Source organism: Bradyrhizobium nitroreducens, assembly GCF_002776695.1.
GTDB classification, from domain to species: Bacteria; Pseudomonadota; Alphaproteobacteria; order Rhizobiales; family Xanthobacteraceae; genus Bradyrhizobium; species Bradyrhizobium nitroreducens.
Window position 1 is genome coordinate 1,335,418 of the sequence record NZ_LFJC01000003.1, and the last position, 25,537, is coordinate 1,360,954.

Below are 25,537 nucleotides of genomic sequence, written 5' to 3' on the forward strand. Positions count from 1 at the left end.
TGACGCGTTTTCTTCACGCGAACCGGTGTCCACTTCGCTCGAAAACGCTCTAGCGGCCGAAGCTGGCGGATTTGGCCCGGCGGCCAAACCCGGGGGGATTTGGCCTAGCGGCCAAACCCGGGGATACCGAACAGACCCGGCCGCTGCTCTGGCGGCGGAGGCGGCGGCGGCGCCGGTTGCTGCGGCTGGATCGGCGGCAGAGGCTGCGGCGGACGCTGCTGCACCTGCTTGGGCGCGGCCTTCTTCTGTGCGGGCGGCGGCGGAGCCGGCGGCTTGGTCGCAGGATCCGGTGCAGCGGTCGCGATGGTCTGCTGCGGCTCTTTGCAGTCGGTGAGCCAGATGTCGTAGATCGGGTGCTCGACGCCGTGCAGGCCCGGGCTTGCCGCGTACATCCAGCCCGAGAAGATCCGCTTCACCTCCCCTTGCAGGGTGATCTCGTCGACCTCGACGAAGGCGTCGGTATTGGCGGCCTCCGTCGCCGGCCGCGTGTAGCAGGCGTCGGTCTTGACCCTGAGCGCGCCGAACTGGACGGTCTCGCCGATCTCCTCGTCGAAATTGATGATGCGCCCGGTGATCTTGTCGAGGCCGGAGAAGGTCGCCTTCTTGTTCACGATCTTCTGCGCCGGCGGTTCGGTGACCACCTCGTCGCCCGGCTGGAGGCTCGCCGGGGTCTGCGGCACGGCGCCGCCCGGTCCGCCCTTCTGTTGCGGCTGACGCCCCGGCGCGCCCGGCTGGGCGCCACCTGGCGGCGCGACCGCCACGGGCGGCGGCTGGTTGGGTGGGGCGACGGTGGAGCCCGGCGGCGGCGCCAACGGCTGGGTCTCGACCGGCCCCGGCATCACATTGCCCTGCCGTCCCTGAGGCGGCGGAGGCATGGGGCGCGACGGCAGCACGCGGCCCTGCGGCGGCAGCTCCGGCACCTCTTCGTCGTCGTCGGGGATCTGCTGCGGTTGCGGCTGGCCGCGCGGAATATTACCGGGCGGCCGCAGCGGCGGCGGGTCGGAAAAGATCGTGCCGATTTGCGCCTGAGCCGGCGTCGCGGCCGTCAGTGCGGTGGCGGCCAAAAGCGCCGCAAGACCTGTCAGAGTAATGGTTCGAAACATCTCGCGCGGCTTCAACAGCGAATCGGGCTTGCTGGACATTCTACAGGGGATACCGCCGCTCGCAGGCCCTCCGGTTAACACGGCGAATACGGCGGGGGAAGGGCGGCATCCCTGCCCTTCCCGGCCGAGTCTGGCCAGACCGGCTGCCGAATGGGATAGTCGGACGCCCCTCCCAGGGGCGCGAGGCGGGCATCGCCTTCCGAATGCCCCCGACTGGAAACACCCCCGAGGTCACTCCCCATGCCCGTTGTGCTCGATCCCGATGCCGCTGCCGTCTACAAGGCCTTCCAGGATGCCGGCCGCCCGGCCTACGAGACCCTGACGGCGCCCGAGGCCCGCGCCTATTACGCGCAGGCCCGCTTTGCCACCAACCCCGAGCCGCCCGAACTTGCCCGCGTCGCACAGCTTGCGATCCCGGCGCCGCACGGGGAGATTCCGGCCCGCCTCTACGTTCCGAAGGAGCCGCGCCGGCAAGATGGACTGTCGCCGGCGCTGGTATTCTTCCATGGCGGCGGCTGGGTGATCGGCGATCTCGACTCCCACGATGTCGCCTGCCGGCAGCTTGCCGACGCCGGCGCGCTGATCGTGATCTCGGTCGATTACCGCCTCGCCCCCGAGCACAAATTTCCCGCGGCCGCCGATGACGCCATCGCGGCGACCAAATGGGTTGCCGCCAACGCACGCGAGCTCGGCATCGACGCCGCCCGCCTTTCCATCGGCGGCGACAGCGCCGGCGGCAACCTCACCGCGGTCGTCGCGCTCGCCGCGCGCGATGCCGGCGGCCCTGCGCTCGCGGGCCAGGTGCTGATCTATCCCGCCACCGATTTCGCCATGACTCACGGCTCCCACAGCGAGCCCGAGACCAGCGTGCTGCTGACGCATTCGGTGATCCGCTGGTTCCGCGACCACTACCTCAACGGCGCCGCGGACATCCACGATTGGCGCGCGTCGCCGGCACGGGCGCAAGATCTGGCGGGCCTGCCGCCGGCCTACGTGCTGACCGCCGGCGCCGATCCACTGCGTGACGAGGGCAACGAATACGCCGCGCGCCTGAAGCAGGCCGGCGTGCCCGTCACGTTCAAGCATTATCCCGGCCAGTTCCACGGGTTCTTTACGATGGGCAAGCTGCTGCCACAGGCCAATGTCGCTATCGGCGAGATCGGCGCGTGGCTGAAGGGATTGGGATAGCCCGTAGCCCGACACTCATAGATGCCTTCCATCCTCGCAACTGCTCTCGCCCTTCCTTTGCGCGTCCTGACCTGGCTCGGCAGCCAGGGCACCCGCGGCGTCGCCGCTGTCGTGTTCATCGCAGCCGCGGTGCCGCCGCTCGGCGCATTGCTGCGTCCGTATCTCACCGAGGCCATCCTCGGCCTGCTCTGCATCTCCTTCATGCGGGTCGATCTGGCCGCGCTCTACAGCCATCTGCGCCGCCCGGCGCTGGTTGCAACTGCCACGGCCTGGACCACGATCGGCGTGCCGTTGATCGTCGGATTGATCGCGCACGCAACCGGGCTCACGGCCCGCGCGCCCGGGCTTTCGCTCGCGCTGATGCTCCAGAGCATGGCCTCACCGATGATGGCCTCGCCTGCCCTCGCCGCATTGATGGGACTCGATGCCACGCTCGTGCTGATCACGCTGGTGACCTCGACCGCGCTGGTGCCCTTCACTGCCTCGATGTTCGCAGGCCTCTTCCTCGGCGACATGCTCAGCATCACGCCGCTGACGCTGGGCCTGAAACTGCTCGGCATCCTCACAGCATCGCTGCTGGCCGCGACCGCCATCCGCTGGATTGTCGGCGCGGAGGCAATCCAGCGTCACAAGACGCCGATCGACGGCCTCAACATCATCATCCTCTTCATCTTCGCCGCCGCGGTCATGGGCGATGTCGTCAGCGACCTCCTCGCTCAGCCGCTTGTCACCATCAGCCTCGCAGCTTTGTCCTTCGCGATCTACTTCGCCCTGCTCGCCGTCACCACGCTGCTGTTCCGCCGCATCGGCACCGGACGCGCGCTGGCACTCGGGCTGATGGTGTCACAGCGCAATCTCGGCCTGATGCTGGCGGCAACGGCCGGCGCATTGCCGCCCGCCACCTGGCTCTATTTCGCGGTGACGCAGTTTCCAATTCACCTCGCGCCGTACATGCTGATGCCGATCGCGCGGCGGCTGACGGGGCGCGCGGATATGTCGAGCAGTGCTGGCGGAAAGCTGGAGGCTCGGCCGTAACCTATTTTCAGCGCGTGAGGTAAAACAGTCCAAACAACACGGCTGCCAGAAGCACCAGTTCGAGAGAGGACAGGGCTTTATCGATCGTGGTGTAGGTTTTTGGAAAGCGCCGTCGCGCAATCTGCCCAAGGCAAAATGCAGTCATCGCGAGTGTGACGAACAGGACCAAGCCGATCGACTTCGTCCACATGATGCGACGCCCTAACCCGCCCGCGCCGCGCGCCGCAGCGCCTGTGGCGGCTGGCCGAAGGCGCGGATGAAGGCTCGCCGCATCCGCTCGGGATCGCGGAAGCCGGTCGCCTCCGCAACGAGCTCGATGCCCTCGCGCGAGGACTGCACGCGCTCGCGCGCGACTTCGAGGCGGAGCCGCTCGATCGCCTTCGACGGCGTCGTGCCGGTTTCGGCGGCGAAGGCCCGGGCAAAATGCCGCGCGCTCATGCCGGCGCGATCGGCGAGATCTTCAACGGTCAGCCTCGTGTCGAGATTCTCGCGCGCCCAGGACAGCAGCGCGCCGAAGCGGCCGTTCGGCGCCTTCAGTTCCAGCAGCGAGGAGAACTGCGACTGGCCGCCGCTGCGGCGATGATACAGCACGAGGTGACGCGCGGCCTGCTGCGCGATCTCCTCGCCATGATCTTCGGACACCATCGCGAGCGCAAGGTCGATCCCTGCGGTGATGCCCGCCGACGTCCACACATTGCCGTCGCGGGTGAAGATCTGGTCCGGCTCGAACTTCACCTTGGGATAACGCGCGACGAAATCGCGCGTGCGCCCCCAATGCGTGGTGGCGCGGCGGCCATCGAGCAGGCCGGCCTCGGCCAGCACATAAGCGCCCGAGCAGACGCTTGCGACCCGCACGCCGCGCTTGGCCAGCCGCAGCACGAAGGCGCGCGTTGCCTCGCAACGCGCCGCATCCGTTACGCCTACGCCGCCCGCGATGATCAGCGTGGTGATCGCATTCGCCGACTTGAAATCACGCGCCATCATCTCGACGCCCGACGAGCTGCGCACAGGGCCCGCGTTCAGCGCCAGCACTCGTAGCGCCAGCGGCGTGCCGGCGCAGCGCGCCGCGACCTCGAACACCGAGATCGGACCTGCCGCATCGAGCAGCTGAAAGTCCGGGAAGATCAGAATGCCGATCATGGTCAATGTCCGAAATAGTGGGAATTATGCCATTTAAGACGCAAAGGCAGCATGCCATTCTGCGCGCGTCAAGCTCATCTTTGAAAGGATCCGCCGATGTCGTCACCGCTCCAGATCGGTCTCCTGATATTTCCGCGCGTCACCCAGCTCGACTTCACCGGTCCCTTGCAGGTGTTCGCCATGGTGCCCGGTGCGAAGCTGCATTTGATCTGGAAGCGGATCGAGCCGGTGTCGAGCGATTCCGTGCTGACACTGACGCCGACCACGACGTTCGCGGACTGCCCGCAGCTCGACGTGATCTGCGTGCCGGGCGGCGGCGGCACCAACGATCTGCTCAACGACGAGGAGGTGCTCGGCTTCCTGCGCAGGCAGGCCGCGGGCGCACAATACGTGACCTCGGTCTGCACGGGATCGCTGGCGCTCGGCGCCGCCGGCCTGCTGAAGGGCTACCGTGCCGCCACCCATTGGAGCGCGATGGAGATGCTCAGCCAGTTCGGCGCGACGCCAACGAAGACGCGCGTCTGCATCGACCGCAACCGCATCACCGGCGGCGGCGTCACCGCGGGCATCGATTTCGCGCTGACGCTGGTGTCGATCCTGGTCGATCGCACCACGGCGGAAGCGATCCAGCTCCAGATGGAATACAACCCCGCCCCGCCGTTCAACTCCGGCTCGCCGGATACGGCATCGGCCGAAGTGATGGCCTTGCTGAAGGAACGGGGCGCGCAAAACCAGGCGCGGCGCCTCGAGGCCGTGAAGCGCGCGGCGGAACGGGTCGCTTAATCTCCACTCTCGTGTCCTGGGCGCCGCACAAACGCTCTGGACCACCGGACTGCTGACATGACGTTGGCAGGAGCCTGCCGCGACAATCCGCCTCGTGCGCCGCTCCGGCCTCCCGGCCGCGCGCGCAAGGGAGGATCTGACCATGGCGCGGTACCGGCTGCATTGTGTCGGAGCCTCGGGCAATTCATTCAAGGTTGCCCTCTTCCTCAACTGCGCCGGGCTCGACTGGGAGCCGGTCGGTGTCGACTTCGCTGGCGGTGAGACCCGCACTTCTGACTGGCGGGCCGCAGCCAACGTCATGGGCGAAATTCCTGTCCTCGAAGTCGATGGCCGGCATATGAGCCAGTCAGGTGCGATCCTGATGTGGCTCGCCGAGACTCACGGCGTGTTCGCTCCGACCCGCCAGGAGACCTTCGAGACGATGCGCTGGCTGCTGTTCGACAATCACAAATTCACGTCAAGCTTTGCGCAGCACCGGTTTCAGCGATGCTTCGTGCCGGAGCCGTGCCATCCGGCCGTGCTGGCCTACCTGCGTGCGCGCACCGAAAGCGCCTTCTCGATCGTGGAACGTCACCTCTCCGACCGCCGCTTCATGCTGGGCGACCGCCCGACGATCATCGATTTCTCGCTGTTGGGCTACCTCTACTATCCGGCCGAGGAGACAGGCTTCGATCTTGCGGCCGCCTTCCCCGCCATTGACGACTGGCGCCGGCGTGTCACGGAGCTGCCGGGCTGGAAGCCGCCTTATGAGATGATGCCGGCCGGCAACTCGTCACCGCTTCATCTGAATCGCTGCGAAGCGGAAAGCGCCGGCCGTTGATCGCCTCCATGTCCAGGGCGCGCGGTGTGGGAAGTGCTGCGTCCGGGGCACGAGACGTCGCGCAAGTCCCCAACAGAAAAAGGCCGCTCGGTTTCCCAAGCGGCCTTTCCTGTCTTACGGCGGCTGCACATTCCCATCGGGCGATGTCGGAGCTTCCAGACCGGGGGCCTATCTCCCGATCGAGTCCTTCCTCGGCGGCCGCTGCATCTCGGGACAGTCGCGAACTGTTGCCCGAACCGAACGCGATGGTCTCCCATCTCCGTAAGATGGGATCATTGAGCCGCATCGCTCGCGTTGGTGCAACGGCCGCGCATGCGCCGTCCCCGCTGTTCCCGTTGTCCACAGCTGTTGGCGCGGATGCATATGCATCCGCTTCTGACGTCGACGATGGCGGCTGGCGCGTTGGCCTGAAGCTAGCCAGGGGTCCAGGGCTGGTAGTCGCCGGTCGCCTTGGGCCGCTTGCCGCTGGCGAGGGTCGAGCCCGAGGGACGATAGGCCATTGCCGTGCCGGTGAGATTCGGCTGGTGCGGCTTCTCCCACTCGCGCGGCTGGTAGTTGTCCTGCGTCGGCGGCACGTCGACGACGTGATGAATCCAGCCGTGCCAGGACGGCGGAATCCGGCTCGCCTCGGCATAGCCGTTGTAAACCACCCAGCGCCGCTCGAAGCCGAGGGTCGGATCGACCGCCCCGCCGCGGGTGCGATAGTAGAGATTGCCCTGCTCATCCTGGCCGACCAACTCCCCGTACCGCTTGGTCCAGAGCTGGGTGCCAAAAGTCTGGCCATTCCACCAGGTGAAGAACTTCAGGAAGAACTGTTTCATGCGGCAAGGGCCCTGCTTCGTCGGGCCCTGATGCCATCCGGGCGGCGAAATGTCCAGTCGGCGGCGGCAGCGGTGCCTCCGCAGATGTGATGACCGGTCCAGGCGCTGCCGCAAATCGGACGCGATCCATTCATGCCGGGTACAGCGGACGCGAGCGAGGCTCCATCGACGCGCAAACTGGCGTGATCCAAGGAACCCCGGCCTTCTCATAGGGTTTGCTTCCGGGAAAAGGAGTTTTAATCATGAAAAGTCTGAAAGTCTTGAGTGCCGCTGCGGCGGTGGCCTTGGTTCTCCCGCTGGCAACGCCGAGCTTCGCACAGGGCCATGGCGGTCGTGGTGGTGGCGGCGGCGGCGCGCATTTCGGTGGCGGCGCGCGCATGGGCGGCGGCGGCTTCGGCGGCGGTGCGCGAATGGGTGGCGGCGGCGCCGCCTTCCACGGGGGTGGTGGCAATTTCGCGGCCGGCGCAGCGGCCCGTCCGAGCGGCGGCACGTCCTTCACCGGTGGCGCAGCCCGTAACTTCGCAGCCGCCAGCGGCGGCACCTGGCAGGGCCGCAGCGGCAACTGGAACGGCGGAAACAACTGGCACGGTGGAGGCTATCACCACCATCGCCGCGGCGGGTTCTGGCCGGGCTTTGCGGCCGGCGCGGCGATCGGCGGCCTGGGCTCCTACGCCTATTACGGCGGCGGCTATTATGACGACCCCTACTACTATGGCGACAGCTACTACGATGAGCCGTCAGTGGCGGTGGTCCCCGATAGCGGCGGCGATTCCACGGCGTATTGCGCGCAGCGCTACAAGTCGTACGACCCTGCTTCGGGCACCTATCTCGGCTATGACGGCCAGCGGCATCCCTGCCCGTAACTGCTCAGCACACGTTTGAAGGAAGGCGTCGCAGCGCTGCGACGCCTTTTTTCGCGCATTCATCCGTCACGGCGATGGCGCCCATATCGGGCCGCCGCCGGCGATGATGCGTACAAATCGACGTAAACGGACCCGTATTCACCGCACCGTGCATATCTCCCCTGATCCAATCCAAAATTGACCCGACCCACGATTCGCGGATATCACCAGTGACAGTGGGGACTTCGATCTACTGGGAAGTGTCATGCCGCGTATTCTCGTGGTTGATGACGATCCGATGGTCGGCGCGACCATCGAGGTCCTCCTCCAACGTCAGGGCTTCGACGTCACGCTGGCCGACGGTGGTGAAACAGGACTGGCTGCGCTGGAAGCGCAGACGTTCGAGGTGATGCTGGTCGACATCTTCATGCCGCATATGCGCGGCTTCGAGTCGATCCGCATCTTTCATGAACGCGCGCCGGCTACTCCGCTGATCGCGATGTCCGGTTACGCCTTCGCATCATCCGCCTCGCCCTCTCCCGATTTCCTCCGCATGGCGCTCGAGCTGGGCGCAACGCGGTGCCTGCGCAAGCCGTTCACGCCCGAAACGCTGCTGACCACGATCCGGGAATGCCTCACGGGCGAGAGCGCGCAGCCGAAGGACAAGAAAGAAGCCCCTTGATTCCAACGCAGCGCGTCATTCTCGGTGCTGGACTTGCCATCCTCCTGATCATCACCGCAGCCTCGATCGCCCTCGACGTCAAGTCGCGGTCCGATGCGGCCTGGGTCAACCATACCGTCCAGGTGCAGAAGAAGATCTCCGATCTGCGCGTGCTGCTGCGCCGCGCCGAGAGTGCCGCGCGCGGCTTTGAACTCTACCGCAGCCCGGGCTTCAGCGCCGAGTTCGAGGCGGTCCACGCCGAGATCGCGCCGGCCCTTGCCGAGCTCAAGCGCGGCCTGCGCGACAACCCCGATCAGGTCACGCTGCTGGAGAGCATCGAACCGCTCGCGCTGCGTCGCGTCGAGATCGCCGCGACGGCGATGCGCCTGCGTGCCGCGAACGACGAGGCAGGCATTGCCGCGCTCAACGGCAAGGCCGAGGGCCGCGGCCTCATGGACACGGTAATGGCCAATCTCGACCATCTGAGCGCGGAGGAGGAACGCCTGCTCGCCGCGCGGTCCCAGGATTCGCGCCGTACCGGCATCGTGCTGCTCGGCATCGACGTCGCCGGCGCCGTGCTGATCCTGATGCTGGTCGCCCTGGTGATGCGCGAGAGCCGGCGCGCCACAGGGCAGCTGCAGAGCACGCTGAGCGAGACCACGGCCGCCAAGCAGGCGCTCGAAGCGGCGGTGGCCGAGCGCACCGAGCATCTGGTGACCGCGCATGACGAGCTGCGTTTGTCGGTCAACGTGCTCCAGAGCACGTTTCACAGCATGGCCGAGGCGGTGCTGGTGATCGATGCCGAGGGCAATGTCCTGCTGTCCAATCCGGCCGCCGAGCGCATGCTGCTGCATCGCACCGGCATGAACCTGCGCAATCTGCGTGCGATGTCGGAGGTGTTTCACGGCGACGGCGTCACGCCGATGGAGGCCGACGAGCTGCCTTCGGTGCGCGTATTGCGCGGCGAGAAGTTCGAGGACATGGAGATGATCGTCCGCCCGCACAGCGGCAATCCTCCGCGTCATCTCATGATCAGCGGCAGGCCGATGCTGGACGGGCAAGGCGACATTTCCGGAGCGGTGCTGGTCTATCACGACGCGACCATGTCACGCGAGACCGAGCGGCAGTTGTACCAGTCGCAGAAGCTGGATGCGATCGGCAAGCTGACCGGCGGCGTCGCACACGACTTCAACAACATGCTGACCGTGATCTCCGGCAACACCGAGCTGCTGGTGGAGGGCCTGAAGCAGCAGCCCGAGCTGCAGCGCGTGGCGCGGCTGATCGACGACGCCGCCGAGCGCTGCGCCGAGCTGATCCAGCATCTGCTTGCCTTTGCGCGCCGGCAGCCGCTGCAGCCGCGCAACGTCGAGATCAACGCCGCGATCGCCGACATCGCAAAACTCCTGCGCCCCACCCTCGGCGAGCAGATCCAGATCGAGACCGTGCTGGAACAGGGGCTGATGACCGCGCATATCGATCCGTCCCGGCTCACCAATGCCGTGCTCAACATGGCGATCAACGCGCGCGACGCCATGCCGAACGGCGGCAAGCTGCTGCTGGAGACCCACCGCGTCGTGCTGGACGAGGCCTACGCGCAGGCCCATGCGGACGTGGTGGCCGGTCCCTACGTCATGCTCGCCGTCAGCGACACCGGCACCGGCATGTCGCCCGACACCCAGCAGAAGGCATTCGAGCCCTTCTTCACCACCAAGGAGGTCGGCAAGGGAAGCGGCCTCGGCCTTTCCATGGTCTACGGCTTCGTCAAGCAGTCCGGCGGCCACATCAAGATCTACAGCGAGGAAAGCCACGGCACCACGATCAAGCTCTATCTGCCCCCGGGCGAAGGTACCGCGGAGGTTGCCCCCGTCGTCGCGCCGCAGGTCGAGGGCGGCGCCGAGACCATCTTCGTCGTCGAGGACGACAACCTCGTGCGCAACTTCGTCACCGCGCAGCTCCAGAGCCTCGGCTACAAGACCGTGGCCGCGCCCGACGGCAAGGCCGCGCTGGACTTGATCGAGGCCGGCCAGGCCTTCGACCTGCTGTTCACCGACGTCGTCATCCCCGGCGGCATGAGCGGGCGCGAGCTCGCCGAAGAGGTGGCCAGGCGCCGGCCGGGCCTGAAAGTGCTCTACACTTCCGGCTACACCGACAACGCCATCGTCCATCACGGCAAGCTCGACGACGGCGTGCTGCTGCTGACGAAACCGTATCGGAGAAGCCAGCTGGCGGAGATGATCCGGAAGGCGCTGGGCGCCGGAGAGCCGCGCCAGACCTAGAGCGCACCAGGCGTTTGAGTTGCATCAAGGCGCATTGCGCCTTTCGAGCCCAATGTTTTCCGCAAGGAGAACAGTCATGATCATTTCGCCCGACGATTTCCGGATCAAAGCAGACAATTTCGATCCCACGAAGATGGAGAACATCGTCCGCATCGCATGCGGCGCGTTCTATTTTCCGCATGCCGCCTCAAAGTTCATCGGCCTTGGCGTTCTCAATCCGCCCATCGTCAAATTCTTCGCTGCCGCCGGCATGTCGCCGCCGGAAGCATGGGTCTACCTCGCTGCCGCCGCCGAAATCTCGATCGGCATTGCGCTGACACTCGGCATCTGCACGCGCTTCGCGGCGCTCGGCTCGGTCGCGCTGATGGCGGTAGCCGTCTACTCGCTCCAGGTCGTGAAAGGGTTCGGCTGGACCTGGAACACGGGCGGCTACGAATATCCGGTGTTCTGGGGCATCTGCTCGCTGGGGGTCGCCGTCCACGCCTGGAAGACTTGGGCGAGCGCACGCAAGCACGCCGTCGAGGTCGGCGGCCGCGCGGTGCGGATGGCACCTGCGGAGTAGTTCGCTCACCGCGTCGCCAGCACCACCGCCGCCAGCGTGAAGATCAGCGCGGCGATCTGGCCCGGTCCCAGCGGCTCGTGCAGCGCGATCGCCGAGGCGACGACGCCGATGACGGGCACCGCCATGGTGCCGATCGCGGCGACCGAGGCCGGCAGGCGCGCCAGCGCTGCGAACCAGCTGACATAGGCGATGCAGAACTGCACCACGGTCGAATAGACCAGCAGCCACCAGCCGACCGGCGTCACCTTGTCCCAATGCGAGGTCTCGACCAAGAGGCCGATGATCGAGATCGGCAGGCAGCCGATGCCGATCTGCCAGGCCGCAGCCGTGATCGGCGGCAACTTGATCGGATACTTCTTGGAGAACACCGTGCCGACGGCAAAGCCGAGCGCGCCCGCGAGCGCCATGATGATGCCCGGCAGCTTCTCGACGCTGGCGGCGATGCCGTTGCCGCCCATGATCGAGGCGAGCCCGACGAAGGCCATCACCAGCCCCAGCGTGCGCAGCACTGTGGGGCGCTCGCCCAGCACCGGCCAGGCGATGATCGAGGCCCAGACCGGCATCGTATAGGCAATCAGCGCCGCCTCGCTCGCGGGCAGCCAGAGCAGCGCCAGGCCCATCAGCACCATCCAGCCGGTGACGTTGAGCACGGCGGCGGTGAGCAGGCGCGGCCAGATTCCAGGCTCGACCCTCAGGCTCTGCCGGCGAACCAGTGCCAGCAGCGCAAGAAGGATCGCGCCGAGCACCCCCGTCACCCCGCGCAAGGTCAACGGCGGGAGCTCGCCGATCAGGAATTTGGTCACGGGCCAATTGAAACCCCAGCCGATCGAGGTGATCGCGAGGAACATCAGGCCGGCCGGGGCGATGCGCGGTCGCGGCACCGGCCGAGTCGAATCAAGCATGGGGGTATCCGGCAAAATCTTACGGTCAGCTTGGCGCGGATTCGCACCCTTAACCACCACCTCGGCGGGCATGCCTGCCCTCACCTTCCGTAGGGCTACGTGAGTCCTGCTGACGCAATCCCTGCGCCCAAAAATATACCTGCCCTGTGAACAGCGGGATGAAGCGCCCGCAGCATCACGGGATGCAAATATTTCCAGTTGGGAATCCTTCAGGACTCACCGATACTTGCCTCCACAACAGGTGCGGCTAGGCCCCCTGTTATCCCCCACAATCCACCACATTTAGTATTTGATTCAGGAACTCGCACTAGTTCTTGACGGGCGCAACGGAGAGTCCTAGCTTTCGGTCCGTTCGGCGCGAGTGAGTTTGCGTCCCGCCGGCACTCCCCCAAAGGGTCTCGCAAATCGGCACTCCGCCAAGCCAGCCAAAGGCAGCGGATGAGGGCTTGTCTGTCCTCGAAAGGCGGACTCTTCGGGCGCCAGAACGGGCCGGCAACAGGCTCGGATGGCATCGGTAGACGTTGTGACAGTGGGGCGTTGAACGCATGTCGCGCACATCCCCTTGGGGGCGGATGGGTGTGGATATGCCGGCGGGATGGATCGATGCACGCATCGCGCCATCGCGCCGGGAAAAAACAGGGCCGGGTCCACCGGCTGAACTGCGGAGCCCTACGGCCAATGGCCAAAGGGGCACCGCGAAACGAAATGTCGACCCGGCACGCCTGAACGGAGGCGACCGGTCAAAGAATAGGACGGGGCAAGACGATGCGGATTGAGCGGCGCCACACCACTTCGGGACAGTCACCTTACGCCGGGATCGATTTCCGGCTGACCACGTCGGAGATCAGGAATCCCGACGGCTCGGTCGTGTTCAAACTTGACGGCGTCGAGGTCCCGACCGCGTGGTCGCAGGTCGCCTCCGACGTGCTCGCCCAGAAGTATTTCCGCAAAGCCGGCGTTGCCGCGCGCCTGAAGAAGGTCGAGGAGGAATCCGTCCCCTCCTTCCTGTGGCGCTCCGTGCCCGACACCGAGGCCCTCGCCGCGCTTCCCGAGAAGGAACGCTATGTCAGCGAGCTCTCGGCCAAGCAGGTGTTCGACCGCCTCGCCGGCTGTTGGACCTATTGGGGCTGGAAGGGCGGCTACTTCACGAGCGACGACGACGCCCAGGCCTTCTATGACGAGCTCCGCTACATGCTCGCCATGCAGATGGTCGCGCCGAACTCGCCGCAATGGTTCAACACCGGCCTGCACTGGGCCTATGGCATCGACGGCCCCGGCCAGGGCCACTATTACGTCGACCCCTTCACCGGCAAGCTGACCAAGTCCAAGTCGGCCTACGAGCATCCGCAGCCGCACGCCTGCTTCATCCAGGGCGTCGGTGACGACCTCGTCAACGAGGGCGGCATCATGGACCTCTGGGTCCGCGAGGCCCGCCTGTTCAAATACGGCTCCGGCACCGGCTCGAACTTCTCCCGCCTGCGCGGCGAAGGCGAGAAGCTCTCCGGCGGCGGCCGCTCGTCCGGCCTGATGAGCTTCCTCAAGATCGGCGACCGCGCCGCCGGCGCGATCAAGTCGGGCGGCACCACGCGCCGCGCCGCCAAGATGGTCGTGGTCGACGTCGATCACCCCGACATCGAGACCTATATCGACTGGAAGGTGAAGGAGGAGCAGAAGGTTGCTGCGCTGGTCACCGGCTCCAAGATCAACCAGAAGCACCTCAAAGCGGTGCTGAAGGCCTGCGTCAACTGCGAAGGCTCGGGCGACGATTGCTTCGACCCCGAGAAGAACCCTGCCCTCCGCCGCGAGATCAAGCTCGCGCGCCGCAGCCTCGTGCCTGACAATTACATCAAGCGCGTCATCCAGTTCGCCAAGCAGGGCTACAAGGACATCGCGTTCGACACCTACGACACCGACTGGGACAGCGAAGCCTATCTCACCGTCTCCGGCCAGAACTCCAACAACTCGGTCTCGCTGAAGGACGACTTCCTGCGCGCCGTGGAAACCGATGGCGACTGGAATCTGAACGCCCGCACCTCCAAGAAGGTGACGAAGACGCTGAAGGCGCGCGACCTCTGGGAGAAGATCGGCTACGCCGCCTGGGCCTCGGCCGACCCGGGCCTGCACTTCAACACCACCATGAACGACTGGCACACCTGCAAGGCGTCCGGCGACATCCGCGCCTCCAATCCGTGCTCGGAATACATGTTCCTGGACGACACGGCGTGCAACCTCGCCTCGGCGAACCTGCTGACGTTCTACAACACCGAGACCAAGCGGTTCGACGTCGCCGGCTACGAGCACCTCTGCCGGCTCTGGACCGTCGTGCTCGAAATCTCCGTGATGATGGCGCAGTTCCCGTCGAAGGCGATCGCCGAGCTCTCCTACGAGTTCCGCACGCTCGGCCTCGGCTACGCCAATATCGGCGGCCTGCTGATGACCATGGGCCTGCCCTATGACTCCAAGGAAGGCCGCGCGCTCTGCGGCGCGCTGACCGCCGTCATGACCGGCATCACCTACAAGACCTCCGCGGAAATCGCTGCTGAACTGGGCACCTTCCCCGGCTACAAGAAGAACGCGCCGCACATGCTGCGCGTGATCCGCAACCACCGCCGCGCCGCGCACGGCCAGTCCAACGGCTACGAGGCGCTCAGCGTCAACCCGGTGCCGCTCGACCTCGTCTCCTGCCCGCAGCCAGACCTCGTCAGCCACGCTCAGGCGGCCTGGGATGCGGCGCTCGAGCTCGGCGAGAAGCACGGCTATCGCAACGCCCAGACCACGGTGATCGCGCCGACCGGCACGATCGGCCTCGTCATGGATTGCGACACCACCGGCATCGAGCCCGACTTCGCGCTGGTGAAGTTCAAGAAGCTCGCCGGCGGCGGCTACTTCAAGATCATCAACCGGGCGGTGCCGGCCGCGCTTCGTGCGCTCGGCTATCGCGAAGCTGAGATCGCGGAGATCGAGGCCTACGCCGTCGGCCACGGCTCGCTCTCCAACGCCCCCGGCATCAACGCCTCGACGCTGAAGGCCAAGGGCTTCACCGATGAAGCCATCGCCAAGGTCGAGAAGGCCCTGCCGACCGCCTTCGACATCAAGTTCGCCTTCAACAAATGGACCTTTGGCGAGGACTTCATCCGCGACCAGCTCGGCATCGGTGCCGAGGCGATCGCAGCCCCCGGCTTCGACCTGCTCCAGGCCGTCGGCTTCACCAAGCGCGAGATCGAGGCGGCCAACGTCCACATCTGCGGCGCGATGACGGTGGAAGGTGCTCCGCACCTCAAGGCCGAGCACTATCCGGTGTTCGACTGCGCCAATCCCTGCGGCAAGATCGGCAAGCGCTATTTGTCGGTCGAGAGCCACATCCGCATGATGGCGGCGGCGCAGCCCTTCATCTCGGGTGCGATCTCCAAGACCATCAACATGCCGAACGACGCCACGGTGGAGGACTGCAAGTCCGCCTACATGCTGTCGTGGAAGCTCGCGCTGAAGGCCAACGCGCTCTATCGCGACGGCTCCAAGCTCTCGCAGCCGCTGAACTCGCAGCTCATCAGCGACGATGAGGACGAGGACGATGCGGTCGAGGCCTTCCACGACAAGCCGATGGCGGCGCGCACCGCGCAGGTCTCGGAGAAGATCGTCGAGAAGCTGGTCGAGCGCATCATCGTGATGCGCGAGCGCGAGAAGATGCCGGATCGCCGCAAGGGCTACACCCAGAAGGCGGTCGTCGGCGGCCACAAGGTCTACCTGCGCACTGGCGAATATGACGACGGCCGTCTCGGCGAGATCTTCATCGACATGCACAAGGAAGGCGCCGCGCTCCGCTCCTTCATCAACAATTTTGCGATCGCGGTCTCCCTCGGTCTACAATACGGCGTGCCGCTCGACGAGTATGTCGATGCCTTCACCTTCACCCGCTTCGAGCCGGCGGGCCCCGTGCAAGGCAACGACAGCATCAAATACGCGACCTCGATCCTCGACTACGTCTTCCGCGAGCTCGCGGTGAGCTACATGTCGCGCTTCGACCTCGCCCATGTCGATCCCAACGAGACCGGCTTCGACGCGCTCGGCAAGGGCGTCGAGGAAGGCAAGGAGCCGGACGAGGACGGCGGCCACCACGCCACCCGCCTGGTCTCGCGCGGCCTCACCCGCTCGCGGACCGACAACCTCGTGGTGATGCGCGGCGGCAGCGCCGCGGTCGCGCAAGGCAACGACAGCGCTCCGTCAGGCGGCAGCAAGGTCACCGCCCTCGCCTCCCACGGTGCGTCAGCCCGTGTCGGCGACGCCCTCGAAGGCGCCGTCGCCCTGAAGCAGGACGTCCAGCACGACCTCTCCCCCACGGAGAAGCTGGAGCAACTTCAGTGGAGCAAGGCCGGCAGCGCCGCGGTTGCGGCCCCCAGCAAGGCCGAGCGCCGCGCGGAAGCCAAGGCGAAGGGCTACGAGGGCGAGATGTGCAGCGAGTGCGGCAACTTCACGCTGGTGCGGAATGGCACGTGTATGAAGTGCGATACTTGCGGCAGCACGACGGGGTGTTCGTGAGACCATAGGTGCTCTTCATTGCCGACTGGTCTAGAAGGGGCCCGCTATAGCGGGCCCCTTTTTCTTCAGTTAGATCAAACGGCCTATTGCAATCGATAGTTGAGAGGCTTTAGCGTGCTGAGCCCGTTTAATTTTGACGGTACATTATGACTGATCAATCAGAGCGCACAGGCGTCCAGACCAGCTTTCATGCATAGATTGACCATGCCTAGGCAACGTCTAAGAAATCTCATTCAAAAGCAGCCTGCCGCCACGCCCTATCTGCCGCTCGTGCACACGACAGACGTTTATCGAATGACAAACGTTCTCGAAGACGGCGTCTTAGAGCCACGCGAATGCGACGTCTTCAAAGGCGAGCCATTACTTTACTTTTTCTACGGACGTCCGTCGTACCGCATCAACTCCAATGAAGGCGCCACCGGGCTAGATCACTACCTTCCAGTCTGCATACTCTTTCGATCAAACGCTGTTGCTCCCATTAAAAGAATATTTCCGTTCGACAGCGGCGGATTTCACAGAGCTTTATATGCAGACGCGTTTCACAAAGATATGAGACTCGACGATTTCGGCCTTGAGCCGAATACCGACACCCCAGGCCGGGTGATTTCTCTGTTTTTCGAATCTGCTGATGCATATTTGCGAGCTCGATCCGCGCCGGCAGTATCTCTTGATCCATCTGAACTAGAAGCCAAAAGCTATCTTGCCCTGATCAGCCAGCGCCTTAGCAATACGATGGACAACCGGGTCTCGGGCATAGAACTGCAATTCGAGGGACCGCTCGCGATCGACGGCGCCATTGAGGCAATTATTCTGCCCGATACGCTGTACTGTAGTCCGTTCATTCAATCGAAGCTGACACGGTCGAAGATTGAAGCTCTGCCCTACCCGCAAATCGATCGCCAACGACCATCAGAATACGTAACCAAGATCTTCGATCTTTGCTTCGAGTACTATCGCCGATCTGGCTTAATGAAATGAGATCAGGCGATGCCTATCCTTAATGGATGTCTGATTATCGCTCGAGACGTGCCGTCGTTTGTCATTCCGGTTCTGGTCGATCGTCCAGGCAGCAACCACAGCCTCATTCAAAATATTGACGGCGACAACCACGTCATTTCGTTTTCCGAAATAGATGTAGGCAATGACCATGAACACAGTTCTCTAAAGATCGAAATTAACACCGGAGACCAAGCCGTCTGGGGATTTCGGTCTTTGATGGGTGATATTCGTTTTTGCGATTTCGCCACAATGAAGCTGGAACTGCATCAAGAGCTCCAGGCCAACAAATTTTCTGATTTCCCACTAATAGAAAGCGAGATTGCCAGATTTTGCAGTGCTCGCAGCCAGTACATTAAAGCTCTGCTCAAGTCCTATGATCTGATGCGACATCGATCCAAGCTTTCAGCTGCCATCTGGCGCGATTGCAGCGTATTACTGCCGGTGGCAAAGAGGGAGCTTGCGCAAGCTATTCCAAAGCATCTTAGCCAAGAGTTAGAGCACGTTCGGCTAGTCGGCGACGGACATACAATGCTGTTGGAGCTTCCCGAGGAAGTACGTGAGCATGTTTCAAGCCTCGGCGGGAAAGCTCTAACAGATACGATCTCTCTAGGAAGTACTTTTGGGTTTGACGCTTATGCTTTTCGGTTTTTGAGCGCGTCAAAGCCCACATCAAGCCGGGCACCCACTTTCGACGAACCGTATGGTGAGTTGGCGCCCTTCACAGGCATTGGCGAAATGGCTACCAAGTCCGGACGCACCTATCACAGAATTCGACGACTTATCCCACCGTGGGTCAGCAAAGGCAGTCGCCCTTCATCAAAATGGCCCTTAGTGACGTTCTGTGTAGTCAACACCAATCTAGCGACGATTGATAGGGCAACCAAGTTCGTCCGCGCGCGTCCTAGCCAATCGGTGAAGATCGCGATCGTTACGCTGCCAATAACGTTTGGCGTAAGTCGCGGACACAAATTGGACCTACGGCTGCTCGATACACTTCGCCCTGCCTTTGACTACATTTTTGTCATCGGCAATCATGTGCTTCAAATGCCCACGGGGCCAGCGCCACGGCTTGCCGCATCCAGCCGAGCGGCGACCTACGTGAAGGCGTGCGTTGATGGAATAATGCAGGTCGTTTGGGCTTCCGGTGCGCCGACGACGGCCGCCGAATTTTTCTCTGTCTTTCCGCGAGATGGATTTGGCTTGGTGGGACGATCTCACGGAAATAGAGCCACTCCGACTGAGGACTTATTGCGGCGGGCTGTACAAACGTCGTTGAATGAACGACTGCCGCTGCACCTTGGTCAACGCTTGGTAGTAGTTGGCCCACTGTCTGTTGTCGACAATGCACATGTCCTCTCGTTCTTAGACCGGGCCGCCGAGTTTACCCTCAACGAAACAATGTCCGTTGTTTCAACTAATCGAAGGGCCGCAGCGACGCTTCTCGGATTTGGAGTGCGGCTCGTCGCAGCAGATGAACGGAGACACCGAGAATTTTGCCTTGAATTGCTTCATAGCAGAGGTTTCTCAATCCTCCGTGAGATGGAAGCAGTCGTTTATGGTGAGTTTGCCCAAGGTGGGCTTATTGCGATTGGCCTCGCGTCATCCGAGCGCGCTCTCGATCATGCAGCCGATATGGTTCGAAGGAACCTGAGCGCCAAGAAGCGTTTTGTTCTGACGAACTTTGCGACAAGCACGTCGGCGGTCGAGCACTATTGGCGCAGCCGAATTGCAGTATTCCACTACTCTCTTCTTGACACTTTTATCGAGGGACGGATGTCGTCGCCCCCACGCCCTCGTTGGAAATAGGGACCCTTCATTGTGCGGCCGCTGTCATGCCGCAAGCCCTTTCAGCTTCGCCACTGCGCAGCAAACACCTCCTTCGTGGAAAAGCAGGCCGTTGAGTCCGTAATGGATTGAGCCCTTGCGAAATCCATCATGTCGCGACGGCTATTGATGGGTTCGCTATAACTCAACTCATCCTAATGTCCCTTGCGTATTACGGTGCCAGTGCACTAAATCACTCGCTGTCGCCCCTCCACCACGACCGCGGCGGGATGGCGTCGATCCAGTGCACCGTCACCGCAATCGTGGCTACGCCGCGCTGCTGCGCTGCATGTGGCGCCCTTCCTTCACCTCTTCGATGATCTTCGCGCTGAACGCCTTGAGGTCACCGGGGTTGCGCGAGGTGATGACGCCCTGGTCGACGACGACCTCCGAATCCTCCCACTTTGCCCCGGCATTGGCGACGTCGGTCTTGATCGACTTGTACGACGTCATCCGGCGGCCCTTCGCGATCCCTGTCTCGACCAGCAGCCAGGGCGCATGGCAGACCGCGGCGACGACCTTCTTGGCATCGAAGACGCTTCTGATGAATTGAAGCGCCTTGGGCTCGACGCGCAGCAGGTCGGGGTTGATCTGACCGCCGGGCAACACGAGCGCGTCATAGTCGGCAGCAGTGGCCTGATCGAGGGTCTTGTCGACCTTGACGGGGCGGCCCCAGTCCTTCTTGTCCCAACCCTTGATCTCGCCGGGCTGCAGCGAGATGATCTCCACGGTCGCACCGGCCGCCTTGAGCGCGTCGCGCGGCACTTCGAGTTCCGATTGCTCGAAGCCATTGGTGGCCAGAATCGCGATCTTCTTTCCGGACAGTTCCATCCGTGTCTCCTTTGAGCGTGAGGTGATGCCGGTCAATCGAACGCTTCTGCATTCGTTCCTCGCACCCAGCCGCCGAATTGCCTTTGCGGTCGACCTCTTCCCCCCTAAACTCCTGACTCCCCCGGCATGCGTTCCGACGGGCCCGGTAGAAGCGGAGTCACATTATGCCCAAACCGGAAACCTTCCCGATCGAGAAGATCTTCGTTCCCACGAAGCAGAAAAAGGCGCTTAAGCCCGAGACCGTCGCGGAGATCGCGGAGAGCATGCTGGACATCGGGCAACAGACCCCCATTTCCATCAGGCTCGATGGAGACCGGCTCGTTCTGGTCGAGGGACTGCATCGGCTGGAGGCCTGCAAGGCGCTCGGCGAGACGACCATTCTCGGGGTCGTGGTCCCGGCCGAGCTTGCTCAAGCCAAGCCGCTGCTCGCCGAACGCCCCGAAGTCGAGGCGGAGCGCCTCAAGATGGCGCGATTGAAGCAGCTGCGGCTCGAGAAGGAAGCCGCGGAGGCAGCGACGGCGGCCTCGAAGGGCGCAGGCGCATCGCAGGCGACGCGCACCGGCCCGACGAAGGGCGTCCGCGACAATGCGAAGGCATCACCCGTCCGGATGGTGAAAGCGAAACCGAAATCATTGTCGGACTGGATCACCCAGCAGAAGAGCAGCGGCAGCCGCTATTGATGACCGACGCCGTCATTCCGGGGCGCGCCCGCTTGGGCGTGAGCCCGGAATCCATCTGATGGCACGACGCGTGGCGCAATGGATTCCGGGCTCGCGCTTCGCGCGCCCCGGAATGACGGTGCTTTACCTTGGGTCGTTGCCACCGCATGACGGCCGCAATCCCGGGGATCGCGACCGTCTCTTCCTCACCGATCAACCTGACCGTCTCACGCCGCCTTCGCCTGCTCCGGCGCGGCCGTCTCCATTGCGCGCATGTAGAGGTCGAGCAGGCTTTCCCGCTCGTCGCGCTCGTTCTTGTCTTCCTTGCGCAGCTTGATGATCTCCTTGAGGATCTTCACGTCGAAACCGTCGCCCTTAGCTTCCGCGAAGACTTCCTTCTTCTGCTCGCTCAACTCCTGCATCTCCGTGTCGAGGTTCTCGATCCGCTCGACGAAGGAACGGATCTTGCCGCCGGGAATGGTGATGTCGGACATGGTGTCTCCTCGCTGACTGAGGTCGCGAAAATGACCGCAAAGATCTAACCAATGTGTTAACCTCACAGCCCGCGCATCACAGGGCTATCGCAGATGAGAGCGTTCCCTGCGGCCATCCTTCGAGACGCCCGCTTGAGGCGGGCTCCTCAGGATGAGGACTGAATGTGCGGCACCAGTCTCAACAGGCACTGACGTCCATGAGCCTCATCCTGAGGAGGCGCGTTAGCGCCGTCTCGAAGGACGAGGCGTGAGCGCAGGCCGCCGCAACAAGTCATATGCGAAAGCCCCGCCGCGCATGACGGGCTCCATGCCGTTGAGATCTGCTCCCGGCCTTGCGCGGCAATCTCGACGCGACGGTTGCGCTGCCCCTCTTTCTGCGCGTTTTATCATCGCTGCCCCGCCGCAACTTTGTGCGCGGGATGGCTGGAAACGGTCTCGCGCAATGATCTATGTGTTGGCCACGCGGCGCGGTGATCGACACCGCGCGTCGTGATAACGACGCGACATCGCCGGGTCGCGTTCAAGAGCGCGTAGAATGATGCGCGGGGAATGGAGCAAGCGAAAATGCTTGAGCAGGACTACGACACCATCGTCATCGGCGGCGGCTCCGCCGGCGCGACCCTGGCCGCGCGGCTCAGCGAAAACTCCACCCATCGCGTGCTGCTGCTGGAGGCCGGGCAGGATCTGCGCACGGCGACCACGCCGGAGCATATTCGCATCCCGAACCCGATGCGCGCCATCGGCGATGACGATTTCCGCTGGCCGAAGCTGCTCGCGCGGCGCACCGAACGGCAAGAGCCGCTGCTGCTCTGGCGCGGCCGTGCGATGGGCGGCAGCTCGACCATTAACGGCCAGATCGCGATCCGCGCCATCCCCGATGATCTCGACCGCTGGGCGGACGCGGGCTGCACCGGCTGGTCATGGGACGAGATGCTGCCGTTCTTCTGCAAGCTCGAGACCGACAAGAATTTCCCTGATGCGCCCTATCACGGCGACCGCGGTCCGATCCCGGTGTATCGCGCGCCGATCCCGGATTGGGGCAATGTCGACCGGGCGCTGCGGTCGTCGGCGCTGGCGCTGGGCTATGACTGGTGCGAGGACCACAACGCCCCCGAGGGCACCGGCGTCTCGCCCTATGCGATCAACAGCGAAGCGGGCCTGCGCATCTCCACCAATGACGGCTATCTGGAGCCGGTGCGCGGCCGCGCCAACCTCACCATCGTCGGCAACGCGCTGGTCGACACCATCGTGTTCGAGGGCAACCGGCTGCACGCCAGCGGCGTGCGCGTTCGCGTCAGCGGCCAGTCCTATACGCCCCGCGCCGCGCGCGAGGTGATCCTCTGCGCCGGCGCGATCCATTCGTCGGCCATCCTGCAACGCTCCGGCATCGGCCCCGCCGCGCTGCTGGAGCGGCTCGGCATTCCGGTCCGCGCCGACCTGCCGGTCGGCGAGAACCTGCTGGACCATCCGATTGTCAATGCGCTCTTGCATTTGCGCGACGACCGCCAGGTCTCGACGCTGATGCACCGGCACACCAATTGCTGCCTGCGCTATTCGTCGGGGCTTGCGGGCGCCGGCGACAACGACATGATCATGATCGCAGGCAATCTCGCCCGCACGCCGCAGGCGCTGGCCGTGGTCTCGCTGGGACGCATCGCCGTATCGGTCTATCAGGCCTTCAGCCAAGGCCACGTCCGCATCACCACGACCGACCCGGAGGCCGACCCTGCGGTCGAGGAACGCATGCTGTCCGATCCGCGCGACCTCGAACGCATGCGCGACGGCGTCCGCCGCCTGCGCGACATCTGCCTGCAACCGGCCGTGACCGAGATCGCATCCCGCGTCGACTACGGCAACAGCGGCCGCTCCATGGCCGAGCCGTTCAGCGATGCCGAGCTGGATGACTGGCTGTTCGCCGAGTGCAGCGATGCCCAGCACGCCAGCGGCACCTGCCGCATGGGCGCAGCCAGCGATCCGCGTTCCGTCGTCGATCCCGACTGCCGGGTGATCGGCTGCACGGGCCTGCGCGTGATCGATGCCTCGATCATGCCGGAAGTGCCGCGCGCAAATACCCACCTGACCACGGTCGCCATCGCCGAGTGCATGGCGGAGCGGTTGAAGAGCGCGTAGCATGGATGGAGCGAAGCGATATGCATCAAGCACAAATCATTGCCAACTATCGCACAGCGACTTCGTCACCGGGTTCGTATTTGGCGCGAGGTTCTTCAGGTCGTTGCTCGAATCCAGGAAAATATCGACGTCGTAGCTGATGCGATGATCCAGGATCTGTGCCAGCGCGGTGCCGCCGCCGAACGTCCACGGTCCGGCGCCGCCCTCCAGACTATCGAGCGCGTCCAGCGCCTTCTGCAGGAGATCTTCCCACCTCGAAGGAAGCCATCTCCCTGACCCATCTTTCATTCTCGGACTCCGTGACCTGCCAGGCGTCGATGGCCTTCAACAACTCGCCGAACGTCACGATACGGTCAACGACGAGATTGTGGATGACGGATACATCGACCTCGTCGAACAACGCCTGCACGTACACGCGCCATTTTTCGCTCGGAAATCTCCCCCTTCAGACATGCCAGCAGAGTTCCTTCGTCGATGCTGGCAGGCATCGGCGTGTTGATCGTCGTGACGGCCGCCGTGAGGTTCTCGAACGCGTCTTTCAACATTCCAGCAATATGGTGCCGTTCGGCGAAAGCCTCAACCGGCGCCTCGGCCCGATTGTTGACCGCCGCCGCCCGCGACTGGATATGCCATTGAGATTACTAGATTTTTTAAGCGATCGCGCCACCGGCCTCGGGGACCAGGAAAGCGCGCCCCTCACGCGGCGGCGGACGGCGGTCAGGGCGCGTCAAGCGTAGCCCGGACAGATCGTTTATCCGGGCTGCGAATGGTCAGTTGTCCCGTCGGAGACGCTCACCACCAATACGGCCAGCGCCAACCCTCGTAGCGGACATAGGACGGCACCAGCGGCGGGCCGTAAGGATCGACCTTGTCGTCCTCAGGGCGATAGCGATAGCGCGGAACGACGTTGTAATCCCACGGCGTCGGCCGCAGCACGGGCGCGGTGACGACGAGGCGCTCCTGTGGCGCGCGAACGACGACGGCTTTGCGCGTGCGGGCGTCGGCAGCGGATGTTGCGAGGCCGCCCAGCACGAGGGCGGTTCCGAGCGCGCAGGCGACGGTCATCTTTGTCATGCGTTGGTCTCCTTCGCAGCGAGAGTGCAAAAGGACGTCAGGCAAGGCAAGCAAATTTCGCGCGAGTTTTTCCGCGGCCATCCTTCGAGACGCCCGCTTTGAAGCGGGCTCCTCAGGATGAGGCGGCGTGCGCGGCAACAGCTTCAACAGGCACGACGCCGCTCAGCCTCATCCTGAGGAGACCGCGAAGCGGTCGTCTCGAAGGACGAGGCGCTCGCTCGGGCGTTTCCGCAAGCGTAGCCCTACGCCGCGTCGACCTCCTCCGGCACGGGCCCTGCCACCAGCCCGTCGAGACCGACCATCAGCAAATCGGCGATGTGCATCAGCTGGTACAGCGGAATGTCCACCTCGCCCTGCTCAGCCTCGCCCACGAAGGCGGGCGTGACGCTGAGGCGTTCGGCGAGCTGGCTTTGCGTGTAGCCGCGCATCTCGCGCGCGCACCTGACGCGCGCGCCGATGCCGAGGCGGTGCCGGGCCTGCTCGTCCGCGGTCATCATGGCGGCCTGCTCGTCCACGCTGGCATAGCCGTCGGCGAACGCAGCTCCGACCAGCCGCTCCTTGCGCCAGGCGACGCGGCAGGCCTTGCGCAGGCCGCTCGCGAAAACGAGCGTGAAATCTTCCGCGATCCATGCCGAGCTGTTGAGCGAAAGCCGCGCGCCGGTGGCGGAGACATCGCGGATCGTGCAGGGCACGCTGACGGTGCTGCCGGCCCCGTTGTCGAATTCGACGATGCCGGTGCGCAAGGTGTTGTGCCTGACGGCGGCGCGATGATCGCTCATGACAGCTCCGTGAAAGCTCGCGGCAACGTTTCCAACCCTGCCGAAATCGGGGCCAGGATAGCGCAGAACTTTCCTGCA

Annotated in this window: 24 protein-coding genes; 14 read left to right on the forward strand and 10 right to left on the reverse strand. The window is 64.2% G+C overall.

The window, feature by feature from the left end; genetic code table 11:
- Positions 1 to 104: 104 nt before the first annotated feature.
- Positions 105 to 1,142, reverse strand: a complete 1,038-nt coding sequence (locus TSA1_RS06730; protein WP_174718786.1) for a DUF2155 domain-containing protein — start codon at positions 1,140 to 1,142, stop codon at positions 105 to 107.
- Positions 1,143 to 1,343: 201 nt separating this feature from the next.
- Between TSA1_RS06730 and TSA1_RS06735 the strand changes: the two genes are divergently transcribed.
- A complete protein-coding gene (locus TSA1_RS06735; protein ID WP_100175667.1) occupies positions 1,344 to 2,291 on the forward strand; it encodes an alpha/beta hydrolase in 948 nt (315 codons plus the stop codon).
- Positions 2,292 to 2,312: 21 nt separating this feature from the next.
- Entirely contained in the window at positions 2,313 to 3,326 is a 1,014-nt protein-coding gene (locus TSA1_RS06740) for a Na+-dependent transporter (protein WP_100175668.1), read from the forward strand.
- 7 nt (positions 3,327 to 3,333) lie between these two features.
- On the opposite strand, the gene TSA1_RS06745 is transcribed toward TSA1_RS06740, so the two are convergent.
- Together TSA1_RS06745 and TSA1_RS06750 are read right to left on the reverse strand one after the other, a co-directional pair.
- Positions 3,334 to 3,516, reverse strand: a complete 183-nt coding sequence (locus TSA1_RS06745) for a hypothetical protein (protein ID WP_100175669.1) — start codon at positions 3,514 to 3,516, stop codon at positions 3,334 to 3,336.
- A gap of 11 nt (positions 3,517 to 3,527) precedes the next feature.
- A complete protein-coding gene (locus TSA1_RS06750; protein ID WP_100175670.1) occupies positions 3,528 to 4,466 on the reverse strand; it encodes a GlxA family transcriptional regulator in 939 nt (312 codons plus the stop codon).
- A gap of 96 nt (positions 4,467 to 4,562) precedes the next feature.
- Here TSA1_RS06750 and TSA1_RS06755 point away from each other — a divergent pair, with 96 nt between their 5' ends.
- The gene (locus TSA1_RS06755; protein ID WP_100175671.1) at positions 4,563 to 5,249 is read left to right on the forward strand and encodes a DJ-1/PfpI family protein; all 687 of its coding nucleotides are present in this window, start codon (positions 4,563 to 4,565) and stop codon (positions 5,247 to 5,249) included.
- A gap of 142 nt (positions 5,250 to 5,391) precedes the next feature.
- Entirely contained in the window at positions 5,392 to 6,069 is a 678-nt protein-coding gene (locus TSA1_RS06760) for a glutathione S-transferase family protein (protein ID WP_100181005.1), read from the forward strand.
- Between the two features lie 413 nt (positions 6,070 to 6,482).
- On the opposite strand, the gene TSA1_RS06765 is transcribed toward TSA1_RS06760, so the two are convergent.
- The gene (locus TSA1_RS06765; protein WP_100175672.1) at positions 6,483 to 6,890 is read right to left on the reverse strand and encodes an NADH:ubiquinone oxidoreductase subunit NDUFA12; all 408 of its coding nucleotides are present in this window, start codon (positions 6,888 to 6,890) and stop codon (positions 6,483 to 6,485) included.
- 242 nt (positions 6,891 to 7,132) lie between these two features.
- Between TSA1_RS06765 and TSA1_RS06770 the strand changes: the two genes are divergently transcribed.
- The 4 genes from TSA1_RS06770 (at position 7,133) to TSA1_RS06785 (ending at position 11,231) form a co-directional block, all read left to right on the forward strand.
- Positions 7,133 to 7,753, forward strand: coding sequence for a BA14K family protein (locus TSA1_RS06770; protein WP_100175673.1), 621 nt, complete (start codon positions 7,133 to 7,135; stop codon positions 7,751 to 7,753).
- A 244-nt stretch (positions 7,754 to 7,997) separates the two neighbouring features.
- On the forward strand, positions 7,998 to 8,414 hold the full coding sequence (locus TSA1_RS06775) for a response regulator (RefSeq protein WP_100175674.1): 417 nt from the start codon (positions 7,998 to 8,000) through the stop codon (positions 8,412 to 8,414).
- A complete protein-coding gene (locus tag TSA1_RS06780) occupies positions 8,411 to 10,669 on the forward strand; it encodes a CHASE3 domain-containing protein (RefSeq protein WP_100175675.1) in 2,259 nt (752 codons plus the stop codon). The genes TSA1_RS06775 and TSA1_RS06780 overlap by 4 nt, the downstream gene beginning before the upstream one ends.
- A gap of 76 nt (positions 10,670 to 10,745) precedes the next feature.
- The gene (locus tag TSA1_RS06785) at positions 10,746 to 11,231 is read left to right on the forward strand and encodes a DoxX family protein (protein ID WP_100175676.1); all 486 of its coding nucleotides are present in this window, start codon (positions 10,746 to 10,748) and stop codon (positions 11,229 to 11,231) included.
- Between the two features lie 5 nt (positions 11,232 to 11,236).
- Here TSA1_RS06785 and TSA1_RS06790 read toward each other — a convergent pair whose 3' ends face one another.
- Positions 11,237 to 12,133 carry a DMT family transporter gene (locus tag TSA1_RS06790; protein ID WP_100175677.1) on the reverse strand — a complete coding sequence of 299 codons (897 nt, stop codon included), beginning with the start codon at positions 12,131 to 12,133 and terminating at the stop codon, positions 11,237 to 11,239.
- A gap of 765 nt (positions 12,134 to 12,898) precedes the next feature.
- Between TSA1_RS06790 and TSA1_RS06800 the strand changes: the two genes are divergently transcribed.
- From TSA1_RS06800 to TSA1_RS38765, 3 genes are all read left to right on the forward strand, one after another.
- The gene (locus TSA1_RS06800) at positions 12,899 to 16,669 is read left to right on the forward strand and encodes a vitamin B12-dependent ribonucleotide reductase (protein ID WP_100175678.1); all 3,771 of its coding nucleotides are present in this window, start codon (positions 12,899 to 12,901) and stop codon (positions 16,667 to 16,669) included.
- Between the two features lie 204 nt (positions 16,670 to 16,873).
- Entirely contained in the window at positions 16,874 to 17,647 is a 774-nt protein-coding gene (locus TSA1_RS38760; RefSeq protein WP_145984275.1) for a hypothetical protein, read from the forward strand.
- Positions 17,648 to 17,656: 9 nt separating this feature from the next.
- Positions 17,657 to 19,474: a hypothetical protein gene (locus tag TSA1_RS38765; protein ID WP_145984276.1), complete on the forward strand. Its 1,818-nt coding sequence runs from the start codon at positions 17,657 to 17,659 to the stop codon at positions 19,472 to 19,474.
- 285 nt (positions 19,475 to 19,759) lie between these two features.
- Here TSA1_RS38765 and TSA1_RS06815 read toward each other — a convergent pair whose 3' ends face one another.
- Positions 19,760 to 20,323: a type 1 glutamine amidotransferase domain-containing protein gene (locus tag TSA1_RS06815; RefSeq protein ID WP_100175681.1), complete on the reverse strand. Its 564-nt coding sequence runs from the start codon at positions 20,321 to 20,323 to the stop codon at positions 19,760 to 19,762.
- A 164-nt stretch (positions 20,324 to 20,487) separates the two neighbouring features.
- Between TSA1_RS06815 and TSA1_RS06820 the strand changes: the two genes are divergently transcribed.
- On the forward strand, positions 20,488 to 21,003 hold the full coding sequence (locus tag TSA1_RS06820; protein WP_100175682.1) for a ParB N-terminal domain-containing protein: 516 nt from the start codon (positions 20,488 to 20,490) through the stop codon (positions 21,001 to 21,003).
- 206 nt (positions 21,004 to 21,209) lie between these two features.
- Here TSA1_RS06820 and TSA1_RS06825 read toward each other — a convergent pair whose 3' ends face one another.
- The gene (locus TSA1_RS06825; protein WP_100175683.1) at positions 21,210 to 21,476 is read right to left on the reverse strand and encodes a DUF2312 domain-containing protein; all 267 of its coding nucleotides are present in this window, start codon (positions 21,474 to 21,476) and stop codon (positions 21,210 to 21,212) included.
- Between the two features lie 564 nt (positions 21,477 to 22,040).
- Between TSA1_RS06825 and TSA1_RS06830 the strand changes: the two genes are divergently transcribed.
- Positions 22,041 to 23,606 (forward strand): GMC family oxidoreductase, encoded by a 1,566-nt coding sequence (locus TSA1_RS06830; RefSeq protein ID WP_100181006.1) that lies wholly within the window; start codon positions 22,041 to 22,043, stop codon positions 23,604 to 23,606.
- Between the two features lie 36 nt (positions 23,607 to 23,642).
- On the opposite strand, the gene TSA1_RS38770 is transcribed toward TSA1_RS06830, so the two are convergent.
- Positions 23,643 to 23,894, reverse strand: coding sequence for a nucleotidyl transferase AbiEii/AbiGii toxin family protein (locus TSA1_RS38770; RefSeq protein ID WP_145984277.1), 252 nt, complete (start codon positions 23,892 to 23,894; stop codon positions 23,643 to 23,645).
- Between the two features lie 83 nt (positions 23,895 to 23,977).
- On the opposite strand from TSA1_RS38770, the gene TSA1_RS38775 reads away from it, so the two are divergent.
- Positions 23,978 to 24,343, forward strand: coding sequence for a hypothetical protein (locus TSA1_RS38775; protein WP_145984278.1), 366 nt, complete (start codon positions 23,978 to 23,980; stop codon positions 24,341 to 24,343).
- Positions 24,344 to 24,398: 55 nt separating this feature from the next.
- Here TSA1_RS38775 and TSA1_RS06840 read toward each other — a convergent pair whose 3' ends face one another.
- Positions 24,399 to 24,680, reverse strand: a complete 282-nt coding sequence (locus TSA1_RS06840) for a hypothetical protein (protein WP_100175684.1) — start codon at positions 24,678 to 24,680, stop codon at positions 24,399 to 24,401.
- 242 nt (positions 24,681 to 24,922) lie between these two features.
- The gene (locus tag TSA1_RS06845; protein ID WP_100175685.1) at positions 24,923 to 25,459 is read right to left on the reverse strand and encodes a helix-turn-helix domain-containing protein; all 537 of its coding nucleotides are present in this window, start codon (positions 25,457 to 25,459) and stop codon (positions 24,923 to 24,925) included.
- Between the last annotated feature and the right edge of the window lie 78 nt (positions 25,460 to 25,537).

Bases quoted from the DNA above. Each gene is read 5' to 3' on its own strand.
- TSA1_RS06735 (WP_100175667.1), top strand. From the start codon at position 1,344: ATGCCCGTTGTGCTCGATCCCGATGCCGCTGCCGTCTACAAGGCCTTC.
- TSA1_RS06730 (WP_174718786.1), bottom strand. From the start codon at position 1,142: ATGTCCAGCAAGCCCGATTCGCTGTTGAAGCCGCGCGAGATGTTTCGA.
- TSA1_RS06830 (WP_100181006.1), top strand. From the start codon at position 22,041: ATGCTTGAGCAGGACTACGACACCATCGTCATCGGCGGCGGCTCCGCC.
- TSA1_RS38775 (WP_145984278.1), top strand. From the start codon at position 23,978: ATGACGGATACATCGACCTCGTCGAACAACGCCTGCACGTACACGCGC.
- TSA1_RS06790 (WP_100175677.1), bottom strand. From the start codon at position 12,133: ATGCTTGATTCGACTCGGCCGGTGCCGCGACCGCGCATCGCCCCGGCC.
- TSA1_RS06785 (WP_100175676.1), top strand. From the start codon at position 10,746: ATGATCATTTCGCCCGACGATTTCCGGATCAAAGCAGACAATTTCGAT.
- TSA1_RS06755 (WP_100175671.1), top strand. From the start codon at position 4,563: ATGTCGTCACCGCTCCAGATCGGTCTCCTGATATTTCCGCGCGTCACC.
- TSA1_RS38765 (WP_145984276.1), top strand. From the start codon at position 17,657: ATGCCTATCCTTAATGGATGTCTGATTATCGCTCGAGACGTGCCGTCG.
- TSA1_RS38760 (WP_145984275.1), top strand. From the start codon at position 16,874: ATGCCTAGGCAACGTCTAAGAAATCTCATTCAAAAGCAGCCTGCCGCC.
- TSA1_RS06750 (WP_100175670.1), bottom strand. From the start codon at position 4,466: ATGATCGGCATTCTGATCTTCCCGGACTTTCAGCTGCTCGATGCGGCA.
- TSA1_RS06775 (WP_100175674.1), top strand. From the start codon at position 7,998: ATGCCGCGTATTCTCGTGGTTGATGACGATCCGATGGTCGGCGCGACC.
- TSA1_RS06770 (WP_100175673.1), top strand. From the start codon at position 7,133: ATGAAAAGTCTGAAAGTCTTGAGTGCCGCTGCGGCGGTGGCCTTGGTT.
- TSA1_RS06800 (WP_100175678.1), top strand. From the start codon at position 12,899: ATGCGGATTGAGCGGCGCCACACCACTTCGGGACAGTCACCTTACGCC.
- TSA1_RS06815 (WP_100175681.1), bottom strand. From the start codon at position 20,323: ATGGAACTGTCCGGAAAGAAGATCGCGATTCTGGCCACCAATGGCTTC.
- TSA1_RS38770 (WP_145984277.1), bottom strand. From the start codon at position 23,894: ATGAAAGATGGGTCAGGGAGATGGCTTCCTTCGAGGTGGGAAGATCTC.
- TSA1_RS06765 (WP_100175672.1), bottom strand. From the start codon at position 6,890: ATGAAACAGTTCTTCCTGAAGTTCTTCACCTGGTGGAATGGCCAGACT.
- TSA1_RS06760 (WP_100181005.1), top strand. From the start codon at position 5,392: ATGGCGCGGTACCGGCTGCATTGTGTCGGAGCCTCGGGCAATTCATTC.
- TSA1_RS06820 (WP_100175682.1), top strand. From the start codon at position 20,488: ATGCCCAAACCGGAAACCTTCCCGATCGAGAAGATCTTCGTTCCCACG.
- TSA1_RS06740 (WP_100175668.1), top strand. From the start codon at position 2,313: ATGCCTTCCATCCTCGCAACTGCTCTCGCCCTTCCTTTGCGCGTCCTG.
- TSA1_RS06845 (WP_100175685.1), bottom strand. From the start codon at position 25,459: ATGAGCGATCATCGCGCCGCCGTCAGGCACAACACCTTGCGCACCGGC.
- TSA1_RS06745 (WP_100175669.1), bottom strand. From the start codon at position 3,516: ATGTGGACGAAGTCGATCGGCTTGGTCCTGTTCGTCACACTCGCGATG.
- TSA1_RS06825 (WP_100175683.1), bottom strand. From the start codon at position 21,476: ATGTCCGACATCACCATTCCCGGCGGCAAGATCCGTTCCTTCGTCGAG.
- TSA1_RS06840 (WP_100175684.1), bottom strand. From the start codon at position 24,680: ATGACAAAGATGACCGTCGCCTGCGCGCTCGGAACCGCCCTCGTGCTG.